The following is a 26,065-nucleotide window of genomic DNA, read 5'->3' as shown; positions in this document are numbered from 1 at the left end:
CTTTGGCCACTTTTGACACATCTTTTTACCAGTCGCACGACACGCTGACCTTAGCGCAACTTTTGCTGGGTTGTGAGCTTGTTCATGAGTCGGCGGACGGGCGAACGGCTGGGATTATCGTTGAAACGGAAGGCTATCTGACCGATGATCCGGCCTGCCACGCGTATCGGCGGCAAACTCCCCGTAATGCTGCCATGTTTGGTCCGCCCGGTACCCTTTACGTTTACCAGATTTACAATCATTACAATTGCATCAACATCGTTACAGGACCTGAAGGTGTAGGCGAAGCGGTATTGATTCGGGCTCTGGAGCCAACGGAAGGCATTGAATTGATGGCGTATCGGCGTAATGAAGCTTTCAAAACAGGTTTTGCGCGGTATCGCAACAATACCATCGATCCGGAAACGGCTGACGGGCAGCGGAATCTGGCAAACGGCCCCGGCAAACTCACAATTGCTATGGGAATCAAAAGGGAGATTCACAATTTTTCGTCACTGGTAACAGGCGACATTTTTATTCAGGGGCCTGTTCTGCACGATTTCGATATGGTCACCACAACCCGTATTGGCTTGACTCATGGTGCCGACTTACCTTACCGATATTATATCCGCGGGAATCGCTTCGTCAGCAAGCGATAAATTGCAAAGAGCGAAAGAACGAATGAGTGAAAGAGCGTTATCTGCCAGTAGGCTTCCGCTCTTTCACTCATTCGTTCTTTCGCTCTTTATTGTTTACGAATTAAAATACTTAAGCTTGATTACCTCTTTCGGTTCGAGGAAACGCCATTTACCGCGTGGCAATTCTTTTTTGGTCAACCCGGCATAGGTCGTGCGATCAAGCTTGGTGACAACATACCCGAAATGCTCGAACATACGACGTACGATACGGTTACGACCAGAGTGAATTTCGATACCAATCACCTGTGCATCAGGCGTAACGATGCTCAGCGCATCGGGCTTGATTGGTCCATCTTCGAGTTCGATGCCTTTTTTGATGGCTTCAAAATGCTCATCTGTGATGGGCTTATCCAGCTCAACCTGATAAATTTTGCGAACGTTGTTCGACGGATGCGTTAGTTTATCAGCCAATTCACCATCATTGGTGAGCAACAAAAGTCCCGTTGTGTTACGGTCCAATCGACCTACCGGATACATGCGGAAATTACCCGCGTCGGCAACCAGTTCCATTACGGTTTTGCGCTCTTCCGGATCATCGGTTGTGGTGATGTAGTCTTTAGGCTTGTTCAGCAATACGTAAACAAAACGCTCCGGATTTAACACCTTGGTGCCGTATTTTACCGTGTCACCTTCTTTTACTTTATAGCCCATTTCGGTAATAACCTTACCGTTTACGGAGATATCTCCCTGGGCAATCAGTTCGTCGGCCTCCCGACGCGAGCACACACCCGAGTTGGCAATGTACCGATTCAGTCGGGTCAAGCCGTCATTGGCAGGTGCGCGTCTGGGCTTTTCAACATCCTCTTTGCGGTCAGCACGCGGCCCTCTTGTATAGTCTTTTTTGAAAGAGTCCCGATTGCGGATTTCTTCCAGATTATAATTTGGTGCTTTGGTGTACATTCCTGTACGCCGGTCGCCAGAATCTTTACGCAATTGACTCGAAAACCGCCCTTGGCCGGTCTGCTCATCATCACGTGAATCTCTTTTGCGGAATTCCCGACGGCCGCCCTCGCGCTGGTCATCTGTACTGAACCGGCTTTTATTACGCTCATCAGCCTCCCGATTAAACCCACCTACCCGTTTGAAAGCTGGTTTATCGGAACGGTCATTACGTTCGCCAGAAAAGCGAGATGGCCGTTCGCTACGTTCACCCGGATTACGGCGTGAATTAGTATCTGAAAAACGATCATTGCGGTCTTTCCAGTCTGGACGGGGGGATTCATCCCGATTGCGACGACTTTTATCCGCATACCGATCGTCAGATTTTGGCCGGTCTGAATTAAAGCGAGGCCGATCATCCCTGTTGTTACGTGGCTCCGAACGATCCCGGTCAAAACGAGGACGGTCATTATCATTACGGTCTGAAGGACGATCCGTCCGGCGGGGCGGTTCATTCCCGAACCGATTTACGGCACGATCCGGACGGTCATTGGTCCGATCAAAACGGGGCGATTCTCCACTACGTCCAAACCGGTCATCCCGACGTGGCCCTTCGTTGTCGGGACGAGTGTTCCGATCAAAGCGTGGCCGTGAACCTTCTGTACGGTTATCCCGCCGATCATTATTAAAGCGTGGCTTATCGTCACGTGAGCGATTGTCACGATTAAAACCTGGGCGATCGTCGCGGTCAAAGCGTGGCCGACGATCATCCGTATTACGTTCGTTGTTTCTAAACCCACCTTCCCGGCTTTCGCGGTTGAAACGCGGTGGTCTGGAGTCCCGATTGGCGGCTCCGGCATCGCCATCGTTGCGAAATGGGCGATTGGTGGTAAACTCCCGTTTGCCAGCCGGCTCGTCGTTGCGGCTGCGATTAAAACGCGGAGTATCTGCATTTCGGCCGTCATCCCGACGGTCGAAGGAACGACCTGCCCGCCGAAGCGGCTCACCATCACGGCGCGGTGCTCCGGCACCAGACTGGTCCTGTTCTGAATCCTGATTCATGGAAAAATACAGTAAATCGTACTTTTGAAGATAAGAAATAGTACTGATTATCAGTACACTTATTTAGATAACTATAAAATGGGGTACAAAGGTAGAGGTTTTCAAGAGATTCCCCTCTATCTGTTTTATCGAAACGCATTTTCTGGCAAAAACAATCCATAGCCCCTATAAGTCGTTAGTCGTTTGGCAAGAGTCTATGAAGGATGATTACTGGCTAGTGCCTGACGATTGTTGACTATTCGCTTACGATATGCCTCGCCCGATACTTACGCCCCTCTATACCCCTGATCGTCGCACGGCTGATCAGTCGCTGATGAAACAGTATCTCAACTGGTTATTTGTCAAAAAAGGATTGTACTTCCGGGATTATGACGACTTGTGGGATTGGTCGGTAACGGATCTGGAAGATTTTTGGGAAAGTATCTGGCAATTTTTTGATGTTCAGAGCCACACGCCTTACCAGCAGATCATCTACCGACCGGGCGATAAGGACATGATTGGTACGGAGTGGTTTATCGGCTCAACCGTAAACTATGCCGAACACGTTTTCAGGCATAAACCCACGCAGCATCCTCATCAGCCAGCGCTGCTTTTTGCGTCTGAACGGCAGGGGCTTACGATGATCTCCTGGAATAGCCTGGAGCAACAGGTAGCGGCTGTAGCAACCCATCTTCGCAGTCAGGGCGTTGGTATCGGCGACCGCGTCGTAGCGGTGCTGCCAAACATTCCGGAAGCTGTTGTGTCCTTTCTGGCAACCAATTCGATTGGCGCTGTGTGGTCAAGTTGTTCACCCGATTTTGGAACGGCCAGTATTGTTGATCGTTTTCAACAAATTGAACCGAAAGTGCTGATTGCCGCCGATGGCTACACCTACAATGGGAAACCTATCGACAAAACAGATGCCATGCGGGACTTATGCACACAGTTACCAACACTTACGCAGGTAATCTGGGTACCTTATCTAAACCGCAACAGCGATCCGACCGAAACGTTTCGGAAGGAAGGTTTTCTCTGGCAGGACGTAGTAGCAACACCGGCCCCCGAGGGACTGATTTTTGAGCCAGTTCCGTTTGAGCATCCGATCTGGGTGCTGTACTCATCTGGCACAACGGGGAAGCCCAAAGCGATCACGCATAGTGTGGGCGGCTGTCTGCTCGAACACTTAAAAGTGCTGGCGTTGCATCAGGACGTACGGGTTGGTGAACGCTACTTCTGGTATTCTACGACGGGATGGATGATGTGGAATTTTGCGGTTGGCTCCCTCCTGGTTGGGGCTACGCTCGTCATCTACGACGGCTCAGCCGGTTATCCTGATCTGAACGTGCTCTGGAAACTGACGGAGGAAGCCCGAATCAATCATTTTGGCGGAGGAGCTGCCTTTTATTTAGCCTGCCTGCGAGCGGGTCTGAAACCCAATGACGTTTTCAAGTTCTCTTCGTTACGTACCATTGGCTCAACGGGATCGCCCTTGCCGCCGGAGGGGTTCCGCTGGATTTATGAATCCATAAAATTGAATGTGTGGCTGATTTCGTTTAGTGGCGGTACGGATATATGCAGTGGTTTTGTGGGAGGCAATCCATTATTACCGGTTTACGAAGGCGAAATCCAGTGCCGGTTATTAGGCAGCTACGTTGACGCATTCGACGAGAACTGCAAGCCGGTCAGAGGTGAACTGGGTGAAATGGTCATTCTGGAACCTATGCCCTCCATGCCTATTTACTTCTGGAATGATCCGGGTGATAATCGGTATCGAAAAAGCTATTTTGAAGAATATCCCGGTATCTGGCGCCACGGCGACTATATCCGTATCACCGAACGTAACGGGGTGATCATTTATGGTCGTTCCGACGCAACCCTCAACCGCGATGGTGTACGTATTGGCACAAGTGAGATTTACAGCGCGGTGGAAAGCCTGCCCGAAATTGCGGATAGTTTGGTGGTAGGTCTGGAGCAACCCGGCGGGCAGTATTTCATGCCTTTATTTGTCGTTCTTAAAAACGGCTTCAGCATGACGGATGAATTGGTCACCCGGATACGGCAGACATTACGGAATCAGTTTAGTCCCCGGCACGTTCCCGACGCGGTTTACTCGATTGTTGAAGTCCCCTACACGATCAGTGGCAAAAAGCTCGAAACGCCTATTAAGAAAATATTGTCGGGCGTCGACGTATCGCTGGCAACTAGTAAGGATACGCTACGTAATCCTAGCTCGCTGGATCAATTTATTGAGTTCGCGAGTCAGCATTTAAAGCCGAATTAACCTTGAAATTCCTTCGGGTTTCAAGATCCTGAGATTCAACTTGATGTCACTTTTCAGGCAATCTACTTAAGCAAGTCATTATCAGACGCATTATTCAAAACCTATGCAATATTCCGCGAAAAAACTATCTTTTCTAATGATAGTATGGTAAATGACGGCTTTTTCAAAATTTTCAACAATCTTGCTATGCTTTTTGGCACGCTCATAATCCAAAGCTGCTTTTGTTGAAAATCATGAAAGAGTACATCCGACCGATTAAACGCTTACTTGTTGTCAACCGGGGCGAAATTGCCATCCGTATTATGCGGGCCGCCACGGAGTTAGGCATTACCACCGTTGCAGTTTACACGTATGAAGACCGCTATTCGCTTCATCGCTATAAAGCCGATGAAGCTTACCAAATTGGTCGGGATGAAGACCCCCTCAAACCCTATCTGGACGTAGAAGGAATTATTCTGCTGGCCAAGCGCCATAAGATCGATGCCATTCATCCGGGTTACGGGTTTCTGTCAGAAAACGTAAAACTAGCCAGGCGTTGCCGGGAAGAAAGTATTATTTTCGTTGGTCCCTCTCCGGAAGCCATGGATGCCCTGGGCGATAAAGTTCGCGCTAAAAATCTGGCAACAACGGCGGGTGTGCCGTTGATTCCTGATTCTCGTGAAGAGAATATGTCTCCTGAATTTGCCCTGACCGAAGCTGAACGTATTGGTTTTCCTGTAATGGTAAAAGCCGCAGCGGGTGGCGGTGGCCGTGGGATGCGCGTGGTTCGACAAGCCGAAGACTTTCCGAAAGCCTTTGCCGAAGCGAAAAATGAAGCCCGTAATGCCTTCGGGGACGATACGATTTTCCTCGAAAAATTCATTGAAGATCCCAAGCATATTGAAGTTCAATTACTTGGCGATCAACACGGTAATATTGTTCACCTTTATGAGCGCGACTGCTCGGTACAACGGCGCTTCCAGAAAGTTGTTGAAGTGGCTCCATCGTTTGGGCTCCGTCAGGAAACGAAGACGAAACTGTATGAGTACGCCCTGCAGTTAGGCCGGGCCGTCAATTACTCCAACGCGGGTACGGTGGAGTTTCTGGTCGATAAAAACGAGAACATTTATTTCATTGAGGTAAATCCTCGCATTCAGGTTGAACATACCATTACGGAGGAAGTAACAGGCATCGACATCGTTAGAACACAGATTCTGATTGCGATGAACTACCAGCTCTCCGATAATAATATCTACATCAATCATCAGGATGAGATTCCGCTGAACGGGTACGCTATTCAGTGCCGTATTACAACTGAAGACCCGGCCAACGGCTTTAAACCCGATTTTGGCACCATTACAGCGTATCGCAATGCGGCTGGCTTTGGTATCCGGCTCGACGAAGGCAGCAGCTATGCGGGCATGAAAATCTCGCCCTACTTCGATTCGATGATTGTAAAAGTGTCGGCGCGGGGGCGTACCCTTAAAGGCGCAACCCAACGGCTGACACGCGCCTTGCTGGAGTTCCGTATTCGGGGTGTAAAAACCAATATTGGCTTCCTGCTGAATGTAATCAGTAATCCTATTTTCCAGCGTGGTGAAGCACGGGTTTCATTCATCGAAACGCACCCCGAACTGTTTAATTTCCGCAAACCACAGGACCGGTCGACCCGAGTACTGAATTATCTGGCCGATGTCATTGTCAATGGCAATCCGGAAGTCAAAAAGAAAGACGATTCGAAGATATTTCGTACCCCTATTGTACCACCCTACGATACGTATAGCGCCTACCCTACCGGAAGTCGAGACCGACTCAAAGAATTAGGTCGTGAAAAGTTCGTACAGTGGGTACTCGACCAGAAATGCGTACTCTATACCGACACTACGTTTCGGGATGGTCACCAGTCTCTGCTGGCAACACGTGTCCGAACACAGGATTTGCAAAAAGTAGCCGAAGGGTTCGCCAAAAATCACCCCGAGCTGTTCTCGATGGAGGTCTGGGGTGGCGCTACGTTCGACGTAGCGATGCGGTTCCTGTACGAAAGCCCCTGGAAACGCTTGGCCGCACTACGCGAAGCCATGCCGAATATGCTGCTGCAAATGCTTTTCCGGGGGTCTAACGCCGTGGGTTATTCGGCTTATCCGGATAATCTGATTGAGAAATTCGTCGAGAAATCGTGGGAAACGGGGATTGATGTCTTCCGTATTTTCGATTCGCTGAACTGGGTAGAAGCCATGAAAGTGAGCATCAAGGCTGTTCGCGAACGTACCGATGCTCTTTGTGAAGCGGCTATTTGCTATACTGGAGATGTACTGTCGCCCAATCAGCATAAATATACGCTCCAGTATTATCTCGACATGGCTCGTCAACTCGAAGATGAAGGGGCACACTTGCTGGCGATTAAAGACATGGCAGGTTTATTGAAACCGCTGGCGGCCGAAGTTCTGGTAAGCGAACTCAAAAAGGCGGTAAGTATTCCAATTCATCTGCATACACATGATACCGCCGGGATTCAGGCTGCTACGTACCTGAAAGCCATTGATTCAGGCGTCGATATTGTCGATTGTGCCCTGGGCGCGTTATCAGGACTGACCTCGCAGCCTAATTTCAACTCCGTTGTGGCTATGATGGAAGGACATGGGCGCGAATGTCCGATGAATCTGCCCTCGCTGAATGCCTACTCCAACTACTGGGAAGATGTTCGGGAGTATTATTATCCGTTTGAGTCGGGAATGAAAGCGGGTAGTGCCGAAGTTTACGAAAACGAAATTCCTGGCGGTCAGTACTCAAACCTAAAACCGCAGGCCATTGCCACGGGATTAGGCGACAAATTTGAAGTTCTGAAAAAGAATTATTCCGTAGCGAATCAGTTGTTCGGGGATATTGTGAAGGTAACGCCTTCGTCGAAAGTCGTCGGCGATATGGCTATCTTCATGACGGCCAACAACCTTACTGCCGACGACGTATTAACAAAAGGTGAATCACTGTCGTTTCCAGAATCGGTAAAAGATCTGATGAAAGGCATTCTGGGCCAGCCCGTTGGCGGTTTCCCCAAGAACATTCAGCTGGTGGTTTTAAAAGGCGAAAAACCCATTACGGGCCGCCCGAATGAGCATTTAAAACCAATTGATTTCGACGCTGATTTTAAAGCATTTCAGACAAAATACCCCCTCAACGATGGGTTTGTTGACTATTTGTCGTACCAGATGTACCCAAAGGTGTACGATGAATATTACAAAGCCAATGAGCAATACGGAAACGTAAGCATCATTCCGACACCGGCGTTCTTTTATGGTCTGAAAGAAAACGAAGAGATTTTGATTAACATCGAAGAGGGTAAAAATATCCTCGTTCGACTGTTGTTTAAATCAGAGTCGGATGAGTTCGGCATGCGTACCATTACGTTCGAACTTAATGGGCAGAGCCGTCAGGTTCGGGTTCGCGACAAAGCGTCGAAAGTGGAGAAGGCCATGAACGCCAAAGTAGGTAAGGATGGCGACATAGGCACCCCGCTGCAGGGCCGCTTAACCCGAATTCTGGTAAAAGAAGGCGAATCGGTTAAGAAAAACCAGCCTCTGTTTGTGATCGAAGCCATGAAGATGGAAAGTATAGTCGCTGCCCAGAAAGAAGGAAAGATTAGCAAAATTGTCCTGAAAGAAGGCACGCTGGTTGAACAGGACGATTGGGTTCTGGAGCTATCGTAGGCCAGCGAAGCTACAGTTGCTTAGGAGCAAAACGGGGAAATCAGCAGGTTTGATTTCCCCGTTTTGCATTATGCGCTGTTGGCGAAAGTCTCCAAAGCAACGGGACTGTTTTTAGTACGTTATTTATCAAAACTACCTGATACGTTTACGAAAAATTTACACTCACAAATGTCTATTTAAAGGCTTACCATTGTGTTAGCGAATTTTTTACGCCAACTTACTTATCTAAACTCAATCCCGATACCTCATGGAAAATCAACCGTCAACGCCACCGTTTACGCCTGCACCTGTCCCAATGAGCGAATCCGACGCCCGCATGTGGGCCATGCTTGCTCACCTCAGTGCATTACCCGGCTCACTCTTCGTTATCGGCAGCATTCTTGCTCCGGTTATCGTCTGGCAGATTCAGAAAGATAAATCGGCATTTGTTGATTACCATGGCAAAGAAGCGGTCAATTTTCAGATCACCATGGCTATTGCCTTTGCTGTATCATTTCTGCTTATGTTTATTCTAATCGGTATAGTTCTCCTGAGCATTGTCGGGGTGGTATGGCTTGTTTTTACTATTATTGCTGCCATAAAAGCCAACAATGGCGAGTATTATCGTTACCCGCTGACCCTTCGGTTTATTAAATAAGTGGAGGCCTCACGAAAAACTGGCTATTTTGTTGTGTTCTCATTAGTATCACTTGATGCAATAACCCATAAAATCTATCGACAAATCCGCAATTATTCATGGCCAATATATGTTGGTTGGCAATACTTGCAAACATTCTTATCCGTATGAGTTCACAGCAAAAAAATGAAGAAGGATCTATTGATGTTGAACTGAGCGAAGAAATTGCTGAAGGCGTATATGCGAATTTGGCCATGATCGCCCATTCAAACAGCGAATTTATTCTGGATTTTATCCGCCTGATGCCTGGGGTGCCAAAAGCGAAAGTAAAAGCCCGCATTATTCTGACTCCTGAACATACCAAGCGACTGCTGGACGCGCTACGTGAAAATATCAGCCGGTATGAAGAGGCCTACGGCGGTATTAATGAGCCCAACGATACGTTCCGGTTTCCGTCCGGCGGCTTTGGCGGGCCAGTCGGACAGGCGTAATGGCTGGTTATCAGTTAACAGTCCTTTGTTGATCGACAGAGAATCGGCCTTATTTTCATCAATTTTTACGGTCTTACCCGCGCACTATTCACTGGCTACTGTTGACATTCAGTCACTTTTCCGTATCTTTGCACCTCAAAATTCGGGAAGACTGATTTTTCGTAAACAAATTCACAATGCCTACTATACAACAATTAGTGCGTAAAGGCCGCGAGAAGCTTGAATTCAAGTCGAAATCGCCGGCTCTTGACGCCTGCCCACAACGTCGGGGCGTATGCACGCGGGTGTATACCACGACGCCGAAGAAGCCAAACTCGGCTCTTCGTAAAGTTGCCCGGGTTCGTCTGACGAACGGTCGGGAAGTTAACGCCTATATTCCAGGTGAAGGTCATAACCTGCAGGAACACTCAATCGTATTGATTCGGGGTGGTCGTGTAAAAGATCTGCCAGGGGTTCGTTATCACATTGTTCGGGGTGCTCTCGATACAGCTGGAGTAAACGGCCGTCTGCAAAGCCGCTCGAAATACGGTGCGAAACGTCCGAAACCAGGTCAGGCTCCGGTTGGTAAAGGTGCTCCAGCAAAAGGTGGCAAGAAGAAGTAAATCGATAATGATTAATGTATAATGCACACTGGTGGCTTGCCAGTCATTATTCGTTTTTCATTCTCTATTATTCATTAATAATCAAGACTGGACGTTGGATAGGCTACGTTCAGAGTAAGATCAAAAATCTGAAGCAAACATGAGAAAGGCGAAACCGCCCAAGCGTTACGTACTACCCGACCCGAAGTTTAAAGAGGTCCTCGTAACCAAATTTGTAAATAACCTGATGTACGAAGGCAAAAAGAGCCTGGCGTACTCCATCTTCTACGACGCACTCGACGTCGTGTCTAAGCGCACGAGCGATAGTGGTCTGGATACGTGGAAAAAGGCATTAAACAATGTCATGCCATCAGTTGAAGTAAAAAGCCGTCGCGTCGGTGGAGCTACCTTCCAGGTGCCAACCGAAGTACGGGCAGACCGGAAGGTCGCGGTAGGCATGAAATGGCTTATCCGGTACGCTCGTTCGCGGGGCGAAAAAACGATGGTAGACCGTTTAGCAGCTGAAATTATTGCAGCCTCGAAAGGTGAAGGTGCAGCTGTGAAAAAGAAGGACGATACGCACCGCATGGCCGAAGCCAACAAGGCGTTTTCGCACTTCCGGTTCTAAACCAACCCAACAGACCAAATTCCCGATGGCTGTTGACCACACAAAAGCCACCCAACATTGGGTGGCTTTTGTTAGTTTTGGCCCTATGACAACTCTAGAAAACGAACAGTTACGTGTTTCCATACGCCCCAAGGGTGCTGAACTGACCTCCATTCTTCATAAGCCGAGCGGTATTGAACACCTCTGGCAGGCCGATCCAACCGTGTGGGGCTGGCACGCTCCCAATCTGTTTCCAGTAGTAGGTGGCTGCTTGAACAACCAGCTTTCAATTGATGGGCGGACGTACCCAATCGAACGGCACGGATTTGCCCGACAATCCCGCTTTGAAACGACTGAGTCGACCACTACGCACGCCATTTTCTCGCTGAAATCCAGCTCCGTAACACGCGTACATTTTCCGTATGAATTCGAGTTTCAGATTATCTACGAACTTGATGGACCTAGGTTGACTATTACGTACCGGCTGGTGAATGAAGACGATAAAACCGTTTTCTTTTCGGTTGGGGCGCATCCGGCGTTTGCTGTTCCCTTTTTTGTGAATGAAACCTACGAAGATTACTATATTGAATTTGAGCAGAAGGAACCCTTAGAAACGCACATGCTTTCTTCGGCAGGCTATTTTACCGGTGAAACGAAAGCGGTGCCCACCGAAGGCCATAATCTTCCGCTCACAAGACATTTATTTGACCAAGATGCCCTTGTCTTTAAAAACCTGGCGTCCAGGCGTGTAGCAATTCGAAGCGACAAACACGACCACGCCGTAATCGTCGCTTACCCGGCGTTCCCCTATTTAGGTTTATGGGCCAAGCCTGGTGCTTCCTTTGTATGCATCGAACCGTGGCTGGGTTGCGCAGACAGCGAAGGAGAGCCGAAACCAATCGAGCAGAAAGAAGCTATTCAGCAGGTAGAAGCCGGGAAGGTGTTTGACGCTTCGTTTTCGATTGAGATAGCTTAGTGGATTCAGGTATTCGGTTCGCGGTGATCTTTCGCGAACCGAATACTTTATACTTGTTATTGAGTCTCTTCCAAAGGTGTAAAGTCTTTGAAAGTCCGCTTGATTGCCTTATCGGTCGCTTCTTTTTTACTCTGCCAGTTAGCATCTAACTCTAGCGCCACTAACCCGCTGAGACTCATAGAATTCCGGAAATCATCTAATTTCTTAACAAACTCGCCATTACGTCGGGACGACTTTAAGGCAAACTCACGGGCAAACACATCGCCTTTATTTTGTAATTCAGATTTCTTACCCAGCACGTAGTTATAGCGGTCAAGCAGGTCTTTCATCGACTTACCAATTACTTCGGTCGCTTCGAGCGTACCCATTGTCAGAACAGCCGTACCGCCCACTGCTGAAATTAACCGTTGCGAATCGGGATTACCATTCGTAACCGCTGGCGACACACCCGTAATGGCTCCTAATGACGCGTTGGCTACCGACCGATTCCGTTTACCACCTTTTGCTCGTTTATAATCGCGTTTAAGTTGCTCTTCCTTCTCGCTCAGTTGCTCAATAAGGCCCCACGCCTGAACCAGTAACTGTCGATATTGCGTATAATAGTAGCGATCTTTCTCCGCTTCGTTGACGGTATTAAGTATCGTGAACGTAATACGGCGTTCAGCGCGGTTCTGTGACTTATCAAGCACATAGAACGTAATCTGGACGCCTAATGAGTCATAAGGGTCTTTCACGAAGTCGTAGCCAGGTTGCCAAATGAACTCGTACTGGTTATTTGTATTTTTCACCAACGACGTTTTCGGAATCTGCTGGTTATCAGACAGGAAACCAAAGGTCGATACGTCGTCTTCACCGTTTTGGTCGGAGAGATAAAATTTCAGATTGACGGTTGCGTTCTCCCGAAGTTTATAATGCTTTTCATCGGGAATCACGGTAATATCTGGCGGCAGATCCATCTGGGTCGCTTCTACCTTGATACGGCCTTTTGTGCGTGTTTTAGCCGGTTGATCTTCTACCCAAAACTCAATATACTGCGGAGTCTGTTTTACTTTATTGAACTGATTCTGTGATAACGTCCAGGTAAGCTCGCCCTGGGAGGACAACTTACTACCTTCAGGCATTTGATCCGCGATTGGGATAAACGCAAGCGGGTCTCCATCTTCGTCACGTACCGCCTGGTTATCCATTTTGTAGGTATTCTGCGTGCGGTAACTCACATAAAAGGGACGTAACTCGCCCACGGTAGGCGGCCGGTTTACATGTAATACCTTAAATTCAACTGTATACGAAGCGGTTTGACCATGCTGATTTCGAACTTCAAAACTCACCGGATACGTTTTAGATGTTTGAATCCGATCAGCCAGATCAAAGCCGGGTGTCCAGCTGAAATGGCCCAGCGAATCAAGCTTCATGCTGTCCTGTTTATCAGATCCAAATGAAAACCGCAACGTATCGGACGGAGAGGCCGTAGTTTTCAGGTCAAGCCGAACCGTACTTCCTTCAGGAACCACAGTCCAGTTGGTTTGAGTAGGGAATATAAATTGTAAAGGTTTTGAATCCTGCGCATGGGTGCTGATGACCGCACTGATCAAAAGCATCCATGTCACTATACCGACAGTTCGGTTCATGAGCAACTTTGGAAGGTGGTCTGTTTTGAAAAACGTAAAATTACGGCTGAAGATTTTGTTAGATTCTATCTATCTACCTGATTTGATATTTTTCTTAGAAAAAGTCTGATTTTATCTCCATATAATTATGCTTTTCCAAGAGAAAGTAGCAAATAGAGTTACATCCAGTACTGGTCAGATAGTGAGATATACCTAGTCTATATAAAAAAGTCGCTTCCCCGTTCAAGGAAGCGACTTTATCAAAACCGATTATAGCGATTATTATTTCTTAGGTGTTGCGGCACTCGCACCTGTTGTAGAGCCAGGCTTGGTAGTAGGCGTACTACCACCCGTGGTTGCCGGTTTAGCGGCTGCGGCTGCTTTGGCTGGGTCGATACCCAACTTTTTCAAAACCAGTTCCGTGATGTTATCCTGTGGAGGAGCAACCAGCAGAATGGGGATGGTGTTTGAGCCAGCATCTAGGTTAAATACGTAGGTATACCCACTCTCAGCAGCAACTGCATCAATTGCTTTCTGAATTTTCTGGACAACTGGGTTAACTAACTGTCCGTATTTAGCCTGCAAAGATTGTTCAGCGGTACGTCCAAACTCCTGAATCCGGGTCTGCAAACTCTGCAATTCGGTTTCACGATCTTTACGTATTACTTCTGTCATCTGCGCGCCCCCTTTCTGATAAGCTTCATACTTATCTTCCAGTTCCTTGTTCATCCGCTTCAGTTCGTTTTCCGACTGCGTCCGCTGAATGGTCAATTGGTTCTGGATATCTTTAGCTTCGGGTGTTTGCTGTAACACGTAATCAATGTTCGTATAGCCTAACTTCAGAGGTCCGGCTGCGGTAGTCGTAGCAGGCGCTGCAGTTGGGGCTTGTGCCTTTGCGTTTAAACCGCCCAGCAAAAGGGCCGCAGCAAACGCCATGACGAGATTTTTCTTCATTTCGGATTAATTGTTTGTATTACTGGATTTGTGGTTGATTTATTTGTTGGATTGCTGTTGGTAGCTGTTGGTTTAGTGTCTAATCCTAATTCTTCCATGACATAGTCAGAATAGTCATGCCGGGGATTCGTATAGATCATAACAAAATCAGATGCCTTGTCGAAAATAAAGTCAAGTTTCTTTTGGAGAGCGACCTTTTCAACGGCTCGATTTACAATGTCCATTGGCACTTTCATCAGCTCCTTTTTTTCTCATACAATAATCCCTGGTAGCCAAACACCTTATTATTGTAATCGCGAGCTTCCCGTTCCCTGTCGCTAATTGCCCGTTGGCGTTCGCGCTTCATGTCTTCAGTCAGCAAAATTTCTTCGGCCTGATACGCTTTTTGCAACTTGTCGATCTCAATGTACTTATCCTGAATATCTTTCGACCATTTGTCGGCAAACTTATCGATCTCCGTCAGGGCCTTCTGATATTCCGGCATTTTACTCAGAATAAACTCAGTATCTACATACCCAAACTTCTGCGCTCTGGCGGGAGTTGCTACCCAAACAGCGGACAAAAGTACGAAAAATAAGGCTTTTTTCATTATATAGCCGGTCATTTTTTGCAGGAAGTGATTGATTGTCAGGAATGGTTGACGATACGTATCAGGCCTAAACTACCAGACAGTGTCTTCATAGTAAAACGTCTACCGCCCCTAAATCTTATCTGATCTGTTGTCCAATCGTGAAGTGGAACTGACCAGATGCTTTATCCTTGATCCCCGGTATCGTGTCGAAACCATACCCATAATCAATACCAATCAGACCAAAAGCTGGCATAAAGATCCGCGCTCCGAATCCCATCGACCGTTTTAGATCAAATGGGTTATACTGCTTATAACTTCCCCAGTTGTTACCCGCTTCAAGAAATGTCAGTACGAAAATAGTGGCTGACGGATTTAATGAAACCGGATAGCGTAGTTCAGCAACGAACTTGTTATAAACAACACCACCCTGGCTACGTGTCTGGGCGTCGGAAGTGCGGTCGTAATCGGCGGTGTAAACACTCCGATCATCATACCCACGCAGACCGATAATGTCCTGAGCCAAAGCAAACTGCCCCTGACCGGCAAGCCCTGATCCGCCCAGCACGAACCGTTCGAATGGCCCAATGTCGGTGCGCTTGTTATAACTCCCCAGGAAGCCCATATGCGCCCGGGCGTTTAACACCAGTTTACCGAATACAGTCTGGAACCAGCTGGCATCAAACATCCATTTGTGGTACTCGACCCACTTGTATTTGTCTTCCGGCTTTGTGGTTTCAGTCGTTGTCTTAAACGCAGAATAAGGTGGAGTAAACGAACCACTCAGCGAAAACGATGATCCATTACGTGGAAACTGAGGATTATCGATGCTATTACGGGCTATTGTCGTATTAAACGTAATGTTGTTCGAAATCCCGTTTTTGTAGCCGATATAGAATAAATCAAGATTATTCAGATCATACCGCTGATACGTAAGCGAATTTGTCAGTGAGAAATAATCATCAGGCACCTTCAACTGACGACCTAACCCGATTGTAACAGCTGTATTGGTATAGGAACCCGTTGGGGTACGTCCTTTTAGGCTCTGATAAATACTGTAAGGGTTGGTTGGGTCATAGAACGTTTTATACACCGTATGACTAGCGCTTACTGAGAACGCATTTGGTTTACGGCCTCCTAACCACGGTTCGGTAAATGATAGTGAGTATACTTGGTACTGACTACCATTCGCCTGAAAGCGCAACTGCACCCGCTGACCATCACCAGCTGGCAGCGGTTTCCAGGCACCAAAATTAGGAATATTGCGCGCCGAGAAGTTATTGAAGGTCAGGCCGAGGGTTCCTACGAAGCCTACGTAACCGCCCCAGCCGCCAGACAACTCGATCTGATCAGATGGTTTTTCTTCTACAGAGTATTCAATATCAACTGTTCCATCATTTTGTGGCACCGGGTTGATTCCAATTTTTTCCGGGTCAAAATAGCCAATTGTCGCAAGCTCGCGCTGGGTACGAATCAGAGCTGTTTTATTGAATTTCTGGCCAGGTAGCGTCCGAATGGTACGCATCACTACGTGGTCGCTGGTTTTTGTATTCCCGTTCAGAATGACCCGGTTGATAGTGGCCTGTTTGCCTTCAGAAATACGGATCTCAAGGTCAATCGAATCACCATCTACTGTTTTTTCGATAGGCTGGGCATTGTAATACAAGTACCCATCATCCATATAAAGCGAGCTCAAATCTTGGCCGGGATTACCGTTCAGGCGTTTTTCCAGGTCTTCCGGGTTGTAAACGTCGCCTTTTGTTATACCGACGACCTGCCGGAGCTGTTCTGTCTTATAGAGGTAATTACCCGAAAAATCGACATTCCGGTAATAGTATTTATGCCCTTCGTTCAGTTTTATATTCAGGCTAATGGTCCGCCCACCATTATTAATTATCGTATCGTGCTCTATGGCAGCATCCCGATAGCCGAGTTTATTATAATATTCAACCAGCTTCAGTTTATCCTCTTCGTATTTTTTGGGGACGAATTTTGAGGGTGTAAATATCCGGCCGAAGCGCATTTCCTTAGTGCCCTTCATTTTCATCCGCACTGCCGATTCCTCAACTTCGTCAAGGCCCTCAAAATTAATTTTGGCAATCTTAATTTTTTGACCTTTGTCGACCGATACACGCATGGTCGCGTTATTGCGGGCACTATCCGGAATGGTCGTGATTTTAACTTTGGTATTCAGATAGCCTTTGTCAATAAAGTATTTCCGCACAGCCATCTGTGTATTTTTGGTAATCGTGTTCGTCACGATTTTACCCAGATTGAGTTTGACTTTATCTTTCAGGTTATCCTGTTCGCCTTTTTTAACGCCCACAAAATTAACCCGATAGAGCCGGGGCCTTTCCTGCGCCCGGAACATAAGTGATACTTTACCTTCTCCGCTGTGCGTTGCAAACAGTTCAACGTTATCCAGCAGACCCGATTCCATAAGCTTACGTACCGACGAACCGATGGCTTCTCCGGGAATACGAATTTTGTCGCCCACTTTCAGACCGGCCAGCGATACCAGCGAGTTCGGATCGAGGTAGCGGGTACCCGTCATGGTCAGCCCGGTAATTTCATATTCTTTGGGGCTACCATAATTTAATAAATCGTCGGTACTGGCTGCTGGTTCGGTAGGGACTCCTACACCAACGCGCACCTGAGCCTGAAGATGACCAGGTAGTAGACCGATGAGCAGGCAAACTGCCCCCAATATGACTTTTATACGGTGTTCCAAGTTAATTGATAAGTATTATGTTGTTGATTATCAGGATTCATTTTGATACATTAGGGTTGGTATGGCTATGATTTATTTTATCACAACCCGCCAGCTCTACGTCAAATCCTTCTTTCATTTAACTAATTGTTCGCTGGTTTTACCGAACCGGCGTTCCCGTTGCTGGTAGTTCAGAATAGCTTCCTGTAAATGAGCTTTACGGAAATCCGGCCAGAGTACTTCAGGCATATAAAATTCAGCATAAGCCAGTTGCCAGAGCATAAAATTGCTAATTCGCATTTCGCCACTGGTTCGGATCATCAGTTCAGGTTCGGGAATTTTACCCGTAGCAAGGTGCTGACCAAATAGCGTTTCATCAATTTGCTCCGGATCTAGTTTCCCATCACGTACGGCCATTGCCAACTGACGCGCTGCTTCTACGATATCCCACCGTCCACTATAGCTTAGAGCCAGAATAAGAGTCAAGCCCGTATTCCCCTGCGTTTCGCGCATGGCTTCCTGCAATTCGCGCTGGCAGTCAGTTGGCAAACTTTCGGTGTTACCGATGGTTGCCAGCCGTACATTGTTGTCCATCAGGGTTTTAATTTCCCCCGAATGGTATGCACTAGCAACGTCATCAGGGCATCCACCTCAAATTTGGGTCGATTCCAGTTCTCGGTTGAAAAAGCGTAAAGTGTCAGATACTTTATACCTAATTCAGCGCACCCTTCCGTTACCTCACGCACAGCCTTAATCGCATTTCGGTGGCCAAATACCCGGGCCGCTCCCTGCCGCTTCGCCCAGCGTCCGTTTCCATCCATGATAACGGCTATATGCTGAGGCAGATTGCTCGGGTCAATGTGTTCCTTCATCCCAGTAGGGGAGTTTTAACAAGAATTAACAAGACCGCGAAGATACGCAAATTTAGTCGGTAAGTCGGTACAACTAAATGGGATTCCATTGATTAGTAAATGAACAGGCCGGAGGCTGTTGGCTGAAGAAACAGCATTCCATTCTACATCACGTATCTTTGGGGCAGGAATCATAAATCAAGGCTACGATACGTTTTGTACGTATACGCCTGTTATTTCATTTATTACGCTGTATGATGACTTTCCTTTCCCGACAGCCCGTTCGGGTTCCCATATATTTCTTACTGCTGTTAATGGCGCTGAGTTGTACGAAAAACGACAATCGGGTCGCGGCTCCTCAAACCATTCTCGACCGTATTCTGGAAGATAGTCAGTTCAGTTTACTTCGTGCGGCCGTTGCATACGCGGGTGTTGGTGATGCGCTCAAAGATGGAAATCTTACCTTATTTGCGCCAACGGATTCGGCCTTTCAGGCGGCAGGACTAGGCAATCTGGGGGCTCTTATGGCCATGTCGAAAGAACAGGTACGAACACTGATTCTATATCATACGTTGTACGGTTCGGTGGCAGCCGCCAGAATTCCATCCGGACAAAACGCTGTCGAGACGGCGAGTAAAGGCATTGCCTTCGTCAATAAAAGCAACGACGTAACTATTTATATCAACAATGCCCGGTTAACGCAGGCTGACCTGGCTGTTGCCAATGGTTACATTCATAAAATAAATCGGGTACTGACCCCCGCAACCGGCGACTTGCTAACCACCATCCAGAGCAACGCGAACCTAACGTTCCTGTCGGCCGCGGTCAAACGAATTGGCACCAGCAATCCGACGCTGTTAGCGACTATAACGAATGCCTTGTCGACTAACAGAGTAACGGCTTTTGCGCCAAACGATGATGCTTTCAAAGCCGATGGCCGATATACAAGCCTTTCTGCTATCGAGTCGGCGGATGCTCAGACACTGGCTAATCTATTACTTTACCACGTTACGTCAGGGGTGCTGTTTTCCAGCCAGCTTCAAACCGGCACACTTAGCTCCTTACTGAATGGCAATAAATTTACGGTGACAGTCAACCAAAATCAGACGACAATAAAAGGCAATAACAATTCCGACTCGGCTACAATCAAACAGGCTGATTTACCCACTTCCAATGGTGTACTTCACATCATTGATAAAGTATTAAAACCTTAGTTGGTTGAATAATTCCATCAATCGAGACTGTATATATTTAATAAAGAAAGCTCATAATCAACGACTAAGCCTAAAAATAGTCACAGAATTTTATTACCTCTGCAAATTAATTGACAGTTGTTCTCCCAACCCTTTACCACGCCTGAGAGTCTATAGGTATAGTGATCGGGATTTATTTGTTTAGTATTTTTCATGCATAAGCTTCCTCTAATTTTTTTTATTACCATGCTCATTGGCGGGATGGCCGCCTGCAAAACAGACATTGATGCTGATCTTGCGTTACAGGCGGATAAAGAAAAAGCAGATATCATGACCTATGCAGCCAGCAACGGACTCTTGGGAACCACGACGACCTCCGGGCTTTATTACGTATTAAAAAAAGCAGACTCCTCCATGGTGTCGCCTGCTTACGGGCAGGAACTTGAATTCAATTACAAACTGTACGTACTATACGGTCCGAGCAATACAACCATCACGTCGGGCGTAACGGACAAGCTGCTGGATTCGACCTATGCGGATAGCTCCGTTTATTATCCGTTTTTCGCAAATTCGCTCCGGCCTGGATTAGAAGAAGGGTTCAAACTCATGCATGAAGGCGATCAGGCTACATTTTTGATGCCGTCTACATTGGCGTTTGGCACCCTGGCTTCGAAAGATGGCACTATTCCGGCCAATTCGCCGGTTCGCTATGACGTTACCCTGAAACGGTCACGAACGGAAGATCAGCAGATGGATGAGTACATCACAAAAAATAAGCTTGCCGTTACAGAGAAAACGACGACCGGCCTGCGTTTTATCAAAACGGTGAGTAATCCGTCGGGGATGATGCCAACAGCGACGCAAACATTGGTCGTTAATTATAAAGGTAAATTGCTACGTACCGCGGCTGCTTTCGACAGTACGCTCAATAACACCTACTCTACATCGTTAGGAAAGTCAGCACTGGCTGGATTTAATGAAGGTTTGGCCAAACTTAAAACTGGCGAAAAAGCGACAATAATTTTCCCATCCAGTCTGGGTTATAAAACATCAGGGGCCGTCAATAGTGCAGGCACGTTTGTCGTTCCTCCATACGCACCTTTACGATTTGATATCGAACTGGTGTCGGCCCAGTAAGGTAATTTTATGTCAAAATTAATTCTGGTAACCTTCAAGCCTTTTGCCACGTTTGTGGGTCATTAAGCGTAGTACTAATTGTTTCTCTAATTTCATGCGTAAACTTCACTCATTCATTTTCAGTGCATTACTACTCGGCGCGGTTGCAGCCTGCACGAGTTCTGTTGATCCGGGTACCGATCCTAATGCCGTTTATCAGTCAAATCTGGCCGATATAAGTAATTATGCCAGTAGCAAAGGACTGACAGGGACTTCGACCAACTCCGGGTTATATTATTTGCTGACCAAGCCCGGATCAGCTTCAGCACCGGCGGCCACAATCGGCAAGGAAGTTGAATTCAATTACACCATGTACGTATTGTCGCGGAGCAGCAGTAACACGGCCGTGGTAACGGATAAAAAACTGGATTCTCTATATACAACGACCCCGGTCTATTATCTGCTTTCTCCCTATTCGACACAATCGAGCTTTGTGCCGTTGTTACCCGGCTTGCAGGAAGGTTTGTTGAAAATGCGCGAAGGCGATCAGGCTACACTTCTGATGCCATCTGCATTGGCCTTTGGTGACCAGTCCTCGGCCCTGCTTCCGGCCAACTCGCCAGTTCGATTTGACGTAACGCTGAGACGCGCCCGGACAGAAGATCAGCAAATCAACGAATACATGACCGCTAATAAGCTGACGCCTACTGAAGTAACCCAAAGTGGGTTACGGTTCATCAAAACGGCCAATAATTCATCGGGAGCATCGCCAACGAGCACTCAGACACTTATCGTAAAATATAAAGGTAAGTTGTTACGTTCGGCCTCTGCCTTCGACAGTACAGGAACGGGTACGGCCGCCTTTACATTGGGCCGATCGATAGCTGGATTCGAAGAAGGATTAACTAAACTTAAAGTAGGCGAGAAGGCAACACTTATTTTTCCTTCAGCCATCGGCTACGGCCAAACCGGCAACCAGGTTATACCGCCTTATGCACCATTACGGTTTGATATTGAGCTGGTTTCTGTGCAATAGTTTTAACGAGTTAAGTGATAATCAAGGACTGTGTTATGCAACACAGTCCTTTTTTTGGGTCTATAAGAGACGATTAAGCTAAAAAAGAGTCTAAGTAAGATAGCGCATTTTCAACTAAAAATTTGGTCAAAATTTATTTCAACCAAACAAAATAGGCCAAATATGGTTACATACTTGATTTTAACATAAATTACGCGCTTTTTAACTATTATTTTTATGATGAATAAGTACAGATTGAACCGTTTTCTGCTGAGTGGAGCCCTTTGGTTGCTCACCCTCACTGCTGTCTTGGCCCAGGGCGTTCGGGGCCGCATAACAGATGCCGCTACAAAAGCCGCAATTCCGGGAGCTACTATTGTCGTAGTCAATACAAACATTGGTGCCACAACGGATGCTAATGGCGATTATACACTAAAAGTGAATCCGGGAAGCTATTCCCTTCGCGTAAGTTTTGTGGGTTATCAAACCCAAACAGTCACTGTAAATGTCAGCGGCAATGAAACGGCTGATGTTGCTCTTTCGGAAACAACAGCATCTTTGTCGGAAGTAGTCGTAACAGGAACAAGAAGCGCAGGACGGGTAAAAACCGAAAGTCCGGTGCCAGTTGATATTATAAGTGTACAGCAACTCACCACTCAGGCTCCACAGAATAACCTGAATCAAATCCTGAACATGGTTGCGCCGTCGTTTACGTCCAACACGACAACGGTGGCTGATGGTACTGACCATATTGACCCGGCTCAGTTGCGTGGTTTAGGACCTGACCAGGTGCTGGTGCTGTTGAATGGTAAACGAAGACACACGTCATCGCTGGTAAACGTAAATGGAACGCCCGGCCGTGGTTCGGTAGGTACGGATTTAAATGCAATTCCGGCTTTTGCCATCGATCGGATAGAGGTGTTGCGGGATGGCGCAGCCGCTCAGTATGGTTCGGACGCTATTGCTGGTATCATCAACGTAAAAATGAAAGAAGCTACGGGTAAATTGGCTTTATCTGTATACGGTGGTGGTAATTTTTCGAAAGGGTCAAACAACTTTAAGGGCGGCATGGACGGCGGAAATGTCCAGGTGGATGCGAACTACGGCGTTCGTATTGGCAAAGCAGGGTTTATCAACCTGACAGGTTCGGCGCAGATGCGTAATTCAACGAGCCGCGCTATGCCAAACACAGCAAGCTTACTGAACCGCTACAATGCCATTGAGTACAGAACCTTGCAAGCTGGTGGCAACGTAAACACGCTACCGAACAGCATCGACGCCATCAAAAAAGGTGCGCTGGGTGTAACTTATTTCGATGCCGCTACGCAGGCAAGTATCGCTGGGGCCAGTTCATTGACCGATCTTCGGACAATTCTGTCCACCGACGTAACTGATAATGAATTAGCTGCTCGGGGATTAACAAGAAGTGATTTTAACATGCGCGTTGGTCAGTCGAACTTACAGAGCATTCAGTTTTTCGCTAATTCTGCTATACCCATTAACGATAAGCACGAATTTTATGCGTTTGGAGGTTATGGCCGCCGGACAGGTGATGCGGCTGGTTTCTTCAGAACGCCGAACCAGGCACGGGCTTACACCGGTATTTTTATCAACGGCTTCTTACCCGAAATTCATTCTGAAATTATTGATGGTTCGTTTGCGGCAGGTTTTCGCGGAAAATTGGGCTCGTTTAACTATGACCTAAGCAATACCTTTGGCTCGAACACCTTCAATTATGGCGTCGAAAATACGGTAAACGCTACGTTGTTAGACAAGTCACCAACTGTCTTCAAAGCAGGTGGTCTTAACTTCAAGCAAAACACGATTAACCTTGATCTGAGTCGCAAATTCGATGTAATGGCGGGCCTTAATCTGGCTTTTGGCGCGGAAGGACGCTTTGAAAGTTATCGAATCAAAGCTGGTGACGAAAATTCATGGGCCAGATACGATGTAAACGGGAACGTAATTACTACGTCGACGCAGGTGGCCCCTTCCGATTTCTTCGGGAATGCACGGCCGGGTGGTGCCCAGGTGTTTCCTGGTTTCAGACCCGAGAATGAGGCTGCAACAAAAGACGCCAACCGTCAAAGTATGGCGTTGTATGCCGATGGTGAGTTAGACGTAACAAACCGATGGCTAGTAGAAGGCGCTGTCCGTTTTGAGAATTACTCAGATTTCGGAAGTACGACCAATTTCAAATTAGCGACCCGTTATAAGCTGACAGACAACATCAACATTCGTGGGGCAGCGTCAACAGGCTTCCGTGCTCCTTCTCTAGCTCAGATTTATTTTAACTCGACTTCTACACAATTTGTCGGCGGAGTTCCGTTTGAAGTGGGTACGTTCAGCAATGCTTCCAGACCTGCCGAATTATTGGGCATTCCGAAACTGAAACAGGAAGAATCCAGAAGTATTAGCGCGGGTTTTACAGCCAAAATCCCAGGTGCCAACTTAACGATCACGGCGGATGGGTATTTTGTGGCAATTAAAGATAGGGTTGTTCTGACAGATCAGTTTGCAAGACCAAGTGGCACTGTAACGGGCTCAGCTTTAGTTTTACAACAATTATTCGATCAAGCCAATGCGACAGCCGCTACGTTCTTCTCAAATGCAATTGACACGCAATCCAAAGGTATTGACCTTGTGATTTCTCACCGAGCTGTGTTAGGCGGAGGAGCTTCCCTAAGAAGTGATTTGGCCGGTACAGTTTCCCAAACCGAACAGGTTGGCGACATCAAGGCGTCGAAAATTCTGGCTGATAACGGTCAGATTAACCGTTACTATTCGGAGTCATCGAAAATCTATTTACAGCAGGCTGTGCCAAGGGTTAAATTTAATCTGAGTAATACCCTGACCCTGAACAAATTTGATTTCTTCCTGAGAAATGTCTATTTCGGTAAAGTTACCGACCCAAATACGGTTGACGTAAATGGGGATGGCATAATCGGCGCAATTGTTGTGAACGGGCAGGCGGTTGAAAATGAACATCCGGTTTGGGGAGCACGTGTAATTACCGATCTTTCTATTGGCTACCAGATCACCCCTATCGTGAAGCTGGTTGTTGGGGCTAATAATATCTTTGATATCTACCCAGACAAAAACTACGGCCCGGTTTCAGCAAAAAGACCAACCGGCGTGGATGCCAGTGGTAATATCGTTTACAGTGCAGCCGCTTCAACCGTTGATCTGTCAAATTCAAATCAGTTTGTGTATTCAAGAAACACGTCTCAATTCGGTCAGAACGGTCGGTTTTTGTTCGCCCGTTTGAATTTTACGTTTTAATTGATTACCTGCTGGCTATAGTTTTAATACAAAAAAGCATCAGTAAGTATAAGAGAAGAGCCGCTCAGTTGGGCGGCTCTTCTGTTGCAATATACTTTCAGTTTACTTGACGAATCACGACAACGGCTATTTCGGTGCCATGCGAATAGCTCCGTCTAGGCGGATTACTTCACCGTTGAGCATTGGATTTTCGATAATACTTTTGGCCAGCATCGCATATTCAGTAGGGCGACCCAGCCGCGACGGAAACGGTACCTGCTGCCCTAGCGACAGTCGAGCCTCTTCGGGTAAACCGGCTAGTAAAGGCGTCTCAAATAAACCTGGCGCAATAGTCATCACCCGAATTCCGGAACGGGACAGATCGCGGGCAATGGGCAATGTCATACCGACAATACCCCCTTTTGAAGCTGCGTATGCCGCCTGCCCAATCTGCCCATCGTAAGCCGCGACGGATGCCGTGTTGATAATGATACCCCGTTCGCCTTCGCCATTGGGTTCGTTATGTTCCATAGCCAGAGCCGCCAGTCGAATGACATTGAACGTACCGATCAGGTTGATGGACACAACTTTCTGGAAAACGGCCAGTGAGTGAGCGCCATAAACGCCATCGACTTTACCCACCGTTTTCCGGGCCTCCGCTACGCCCGCACAGTTGACATTGATATGTAAACCACCAAAGGTTTCGACAGCCAGATTAATTCCTGCCTGTACGTCGGCTTCGTCCGTAACGTTGGCTTTACTGAATCGAACGGCTGTGCCCAGTTCATCAGCCAGAGCGTTACCCCGTTCCTCATTCATATCCAGAATGACTACGTTGGCACCATTTGCCACCAGCATTCGGGTAGTTGCTTCACCTAAACCAGAAGCGCCACCCGAAACAAGAGCTGTTGAGTTTGAGAGTTGCATAGCTTTTTGTCATGCAGACGAAGGAAGCATC

The 26,065-nt window shown here is 47.3% G+C and carries 17 protein-coding genes and 2 pseudogenes; 12 read left to right on the top strand and 7 right to left on the bottom strand.

What is annotated here, in order from left to right:
- Positions 1–2 precede the first annotated feature (2 nt).
- A complete protein-coding gene (locus tag LN737_RS06660; RefSeq protein ID WP_405517297.1) occupies positions 3–638 on the top strand; it encodes a DNA-3-methyladenine glycosylase in 636 nt (211 codons plus the stop codon).
- A gap of 93 nt (positions 639–731) precedes the next feature.
- On the opposite strand, the gene LN737_RS06655 is transcribed toward LN737_RS06660, so the two are convergent.
- The gene (locus tag LN737_RS06655; RefSeq protein WP_405517295.1) at positions 732–2,618 is read right to left on the bottom strand and encodes a pseudouridine synthase; all 1,887 of its coding nucleotides are present in this window, start codon (positions 2,616–2,618) and stop codon (positions 732–734) included.
- Positions 2,619–2,868: 250 nt separating this feature from the next.
- Between LN737_RS06655 and LN737_RS06650 the strand changes: the two genes are divergently transcribed.
- The 7 genes from LN737_RS06650 (at position 2,869) to LN737_RS06620 (ending at position 11,832) form a co-directional block, all read left to right on the top strand.
- Positions 2,869–4,878, top strand: coding sequence for an acetoacetate--CoA ligase (locus tag LN737_RS06650; RefSeq protein ID WP_405517293.1), 2,010 nt, complete (start codon positions 2,869–2,871; stop codon positions 4,876–4,878).
- Between the two features lie 233 nt (positions 4,879–5,111).
- Positions 5,112–8,561: a pyruvate carboxylase gene (locus LN737_RS06645; protein WP_405517291.1), complete on the top strand. Its 3,450-nt coding sequence runs from the start codon at positions 5,112–5,114 to the stop codon at positions 8,559–8,561.
- Positions 8,562–8,808: 247 nt separating this feature from the next.
- Positions 8,809–9,198, top strand: coding sequence for a DUF4870 domain-containing protein (locus LN737_RS06640; protein WP_405517289.1), 390 nt, complete (start codon positions 8,809–8,811; stop codon positions 9,196–9,198).
- 146 nt (positions 9,199–9,344) lie between these two features.
- Positions 9,345–9,668 (top strand): DUF3467 domain-containing protein, encoded by a 324-nt coding sequence (locus tag LN737_RS06635; RefSeq protein ID WP_405517287.1) that lies wholly within the window; start codon positions 9,345–9,347, stop codon positions 9,666–9,668.
- A gap of 176 nt (positions 9,669–9,844) precedes the next feature.
- Positions 9,845–10,270, top strand: a complete 426-nt coding sequence (gene rpsL, locus LN737_RS06630) for a 30S ribosomal protein S12 (protein ID WP_405517286.1) — start codon at positions 9,845–9,847, stop codon at positions 10,268–10,270.
- Positions 10,271–10,409: 139 nt separating this feature from the next.
- Entirely contained in the window at positions 10,410–10,877 is a 468-nt protein-coding gene (gene rpsG / locus LN737_RS06625) for a 30S ribosomal protein S7 (RefSeq protein ID WP_405517284.1), read from the top strand.
- An 85-nt stretch (positions 10,878–10,962) separates the two neighbouring features.
- Positions 10,963–11,832 (top strand): aldose 1-epimerase family protein, encoded by an 870-nt coding sequence (locus LN737_RS06620; RefSeq protein WP_405517282.1) that lies wholly within the window; start codon positions 10,963–10,965, stop codon positions 11,830–11,832.
- A 56-nt stretch (positions 11,833–11,888) separates the two neighbouring features.
- On the opposite strand, the gene LN737_RS06615 is transcribed toward LN737_RS06620, so the two are convergent.
- From LN737_RS06615 to LN737_RS06595, 5 genes and pseudogenes are all read right to left on the bottom strand, one after another.
- The gene (locus LN737_RS06615) at positions 11,889–13,460 is read right to left on the bottom strand and encodes a hypothetical protein (RefSeq protein WP_405517281.1); all 1,572 of its coding nucleotides are present in this window, start codon (positions 13,458–13,460) and stop codon (positions 11,889–11,891) included.
- Between the two features lie 261 nt (positions 13,461–13,721).
- Entirely contained in the window at positions 13,722–14,393 is a 672-nt protein-coding gene (locus LN737_RS06610) for an OmpH family outer membrane protein (RefSeq protein WP_405517279.1), read from the bottom strand.
- Positions 14,390–14,982 (bottom strand): annotated as a pseudogene (locus tag LN737_RS06605) (OmpH family outer membrane protein). Before LN737_RS06605 ends, LN737_RS06610 begins: the two are co-directional and overlap by 4 nt.
- Before the next feature lie 118 nt (positions 14,983–15,100).
- Positions 15,101–17,692: an outer membrane protein assembly factor BamA gene (gene bamA / locus LN737_RS06600; protein WP_405517277.1), complete on the bottom strand. Its 2,592-nt coding sequence runs from the start codon at positions 17,690–17,692 to the stop codon at positions 15,101–15,103.
- 114 nt (positions 17,693–17,806) lie between these two features.
- Positions 17,807–18,543 (bottom strand): annotated as a pseudogene (locus LN737_RS06595) (isoprenyl transferase).
- A 233-nt stretch (positions 18,544–18,776) separates the two neighbouring features.
- Between LN737_RS06595 and LN737_RS06590 the strand changes: the two are divergent.
- The 4 genes from LN737_RS06590 (at position 18,777) to LN737_RS06575 (ending at position 25,128) form a co-directional block, all read left to right on the top strand.
- Positions 18,777–19,736 (top strand): fasciclin domain-containing protein, encoded by a 960-nt coding sequence (locus LN737_RS06590; RefSeq protein ID WP_405517275.1) that lies wholly within the window; start codon positions 18,777–18,779, stop codon positions 19,734–19,736.
- Positions 19,737–19,928: 192 nt separating this feature from the next.
- The gene (locus tag LN737_RS06585; RefSeq protein WP_405517273.1) at positions 19,929–20,852 is read left to right on the top strand and encodes an FKBP-type peptidyl-prolyl cis-trans isomerase; all 924 of its coding nucleotides are present in this window, start codon (positions 19,929–19,931) and stop codon (positions 20,850–20,852) included.
- Between the two features lie 94 nt (positions 20,853–20,946).
- Complete coding sequence (locus LN737_RS06580; protein ID WP_405517272.1) at positions 20,947–21,867, top strand: FKBP-type peptidyl-prolyl cis-trans isomerase; 921 nt, start codon at positions 20,947–20,949, stop codon at positions 21,865–21,867.
- 216 nt (positions 21,868–22,083) lie between these two features.
- Positions 22,084–25,128: a TonB-dependent receptor gene (locus tag LN737_RS06575; RefSeq protein WP_405517270.1), complete on the top strand. Its 3,045-nt coding sequence runs from the start codon at positions 22,084–22,086 to the stop codon at positions 25,126–25,128.
- A gap of 126 nt (positions 25,129–25,254) precedes the next feature.
- Here LN737_RS06575 and LN737_RS06570 read toward each other — a convergent pair whose 3' ends face one another.
- A complete protein-coding gene (locus LN737_RS06570) occupies positions 25,255–26,034 on the bottom strand; it encodes a 3-hydroxyacyl-CoA dehydrogenase (RefSeq protein ID WP_405517269.1) in 780 nt (259 codons plus the stop codon).
- Positions 26,035–26,065 lie beyond the last annotated feature (31 nt).

Source organism: Spirosoma sp. KNUC1025 (assembly GCF_045160025.1).
Classification (GTDB): domain Bacteria; phylum Bacteroidota; class Bacteroidia; order Cytophagales; family Spirosomataceae; genus Spirosoma.
This window is presented reverse-complemented; position numbering and strand designations above follow the sequence as displayed.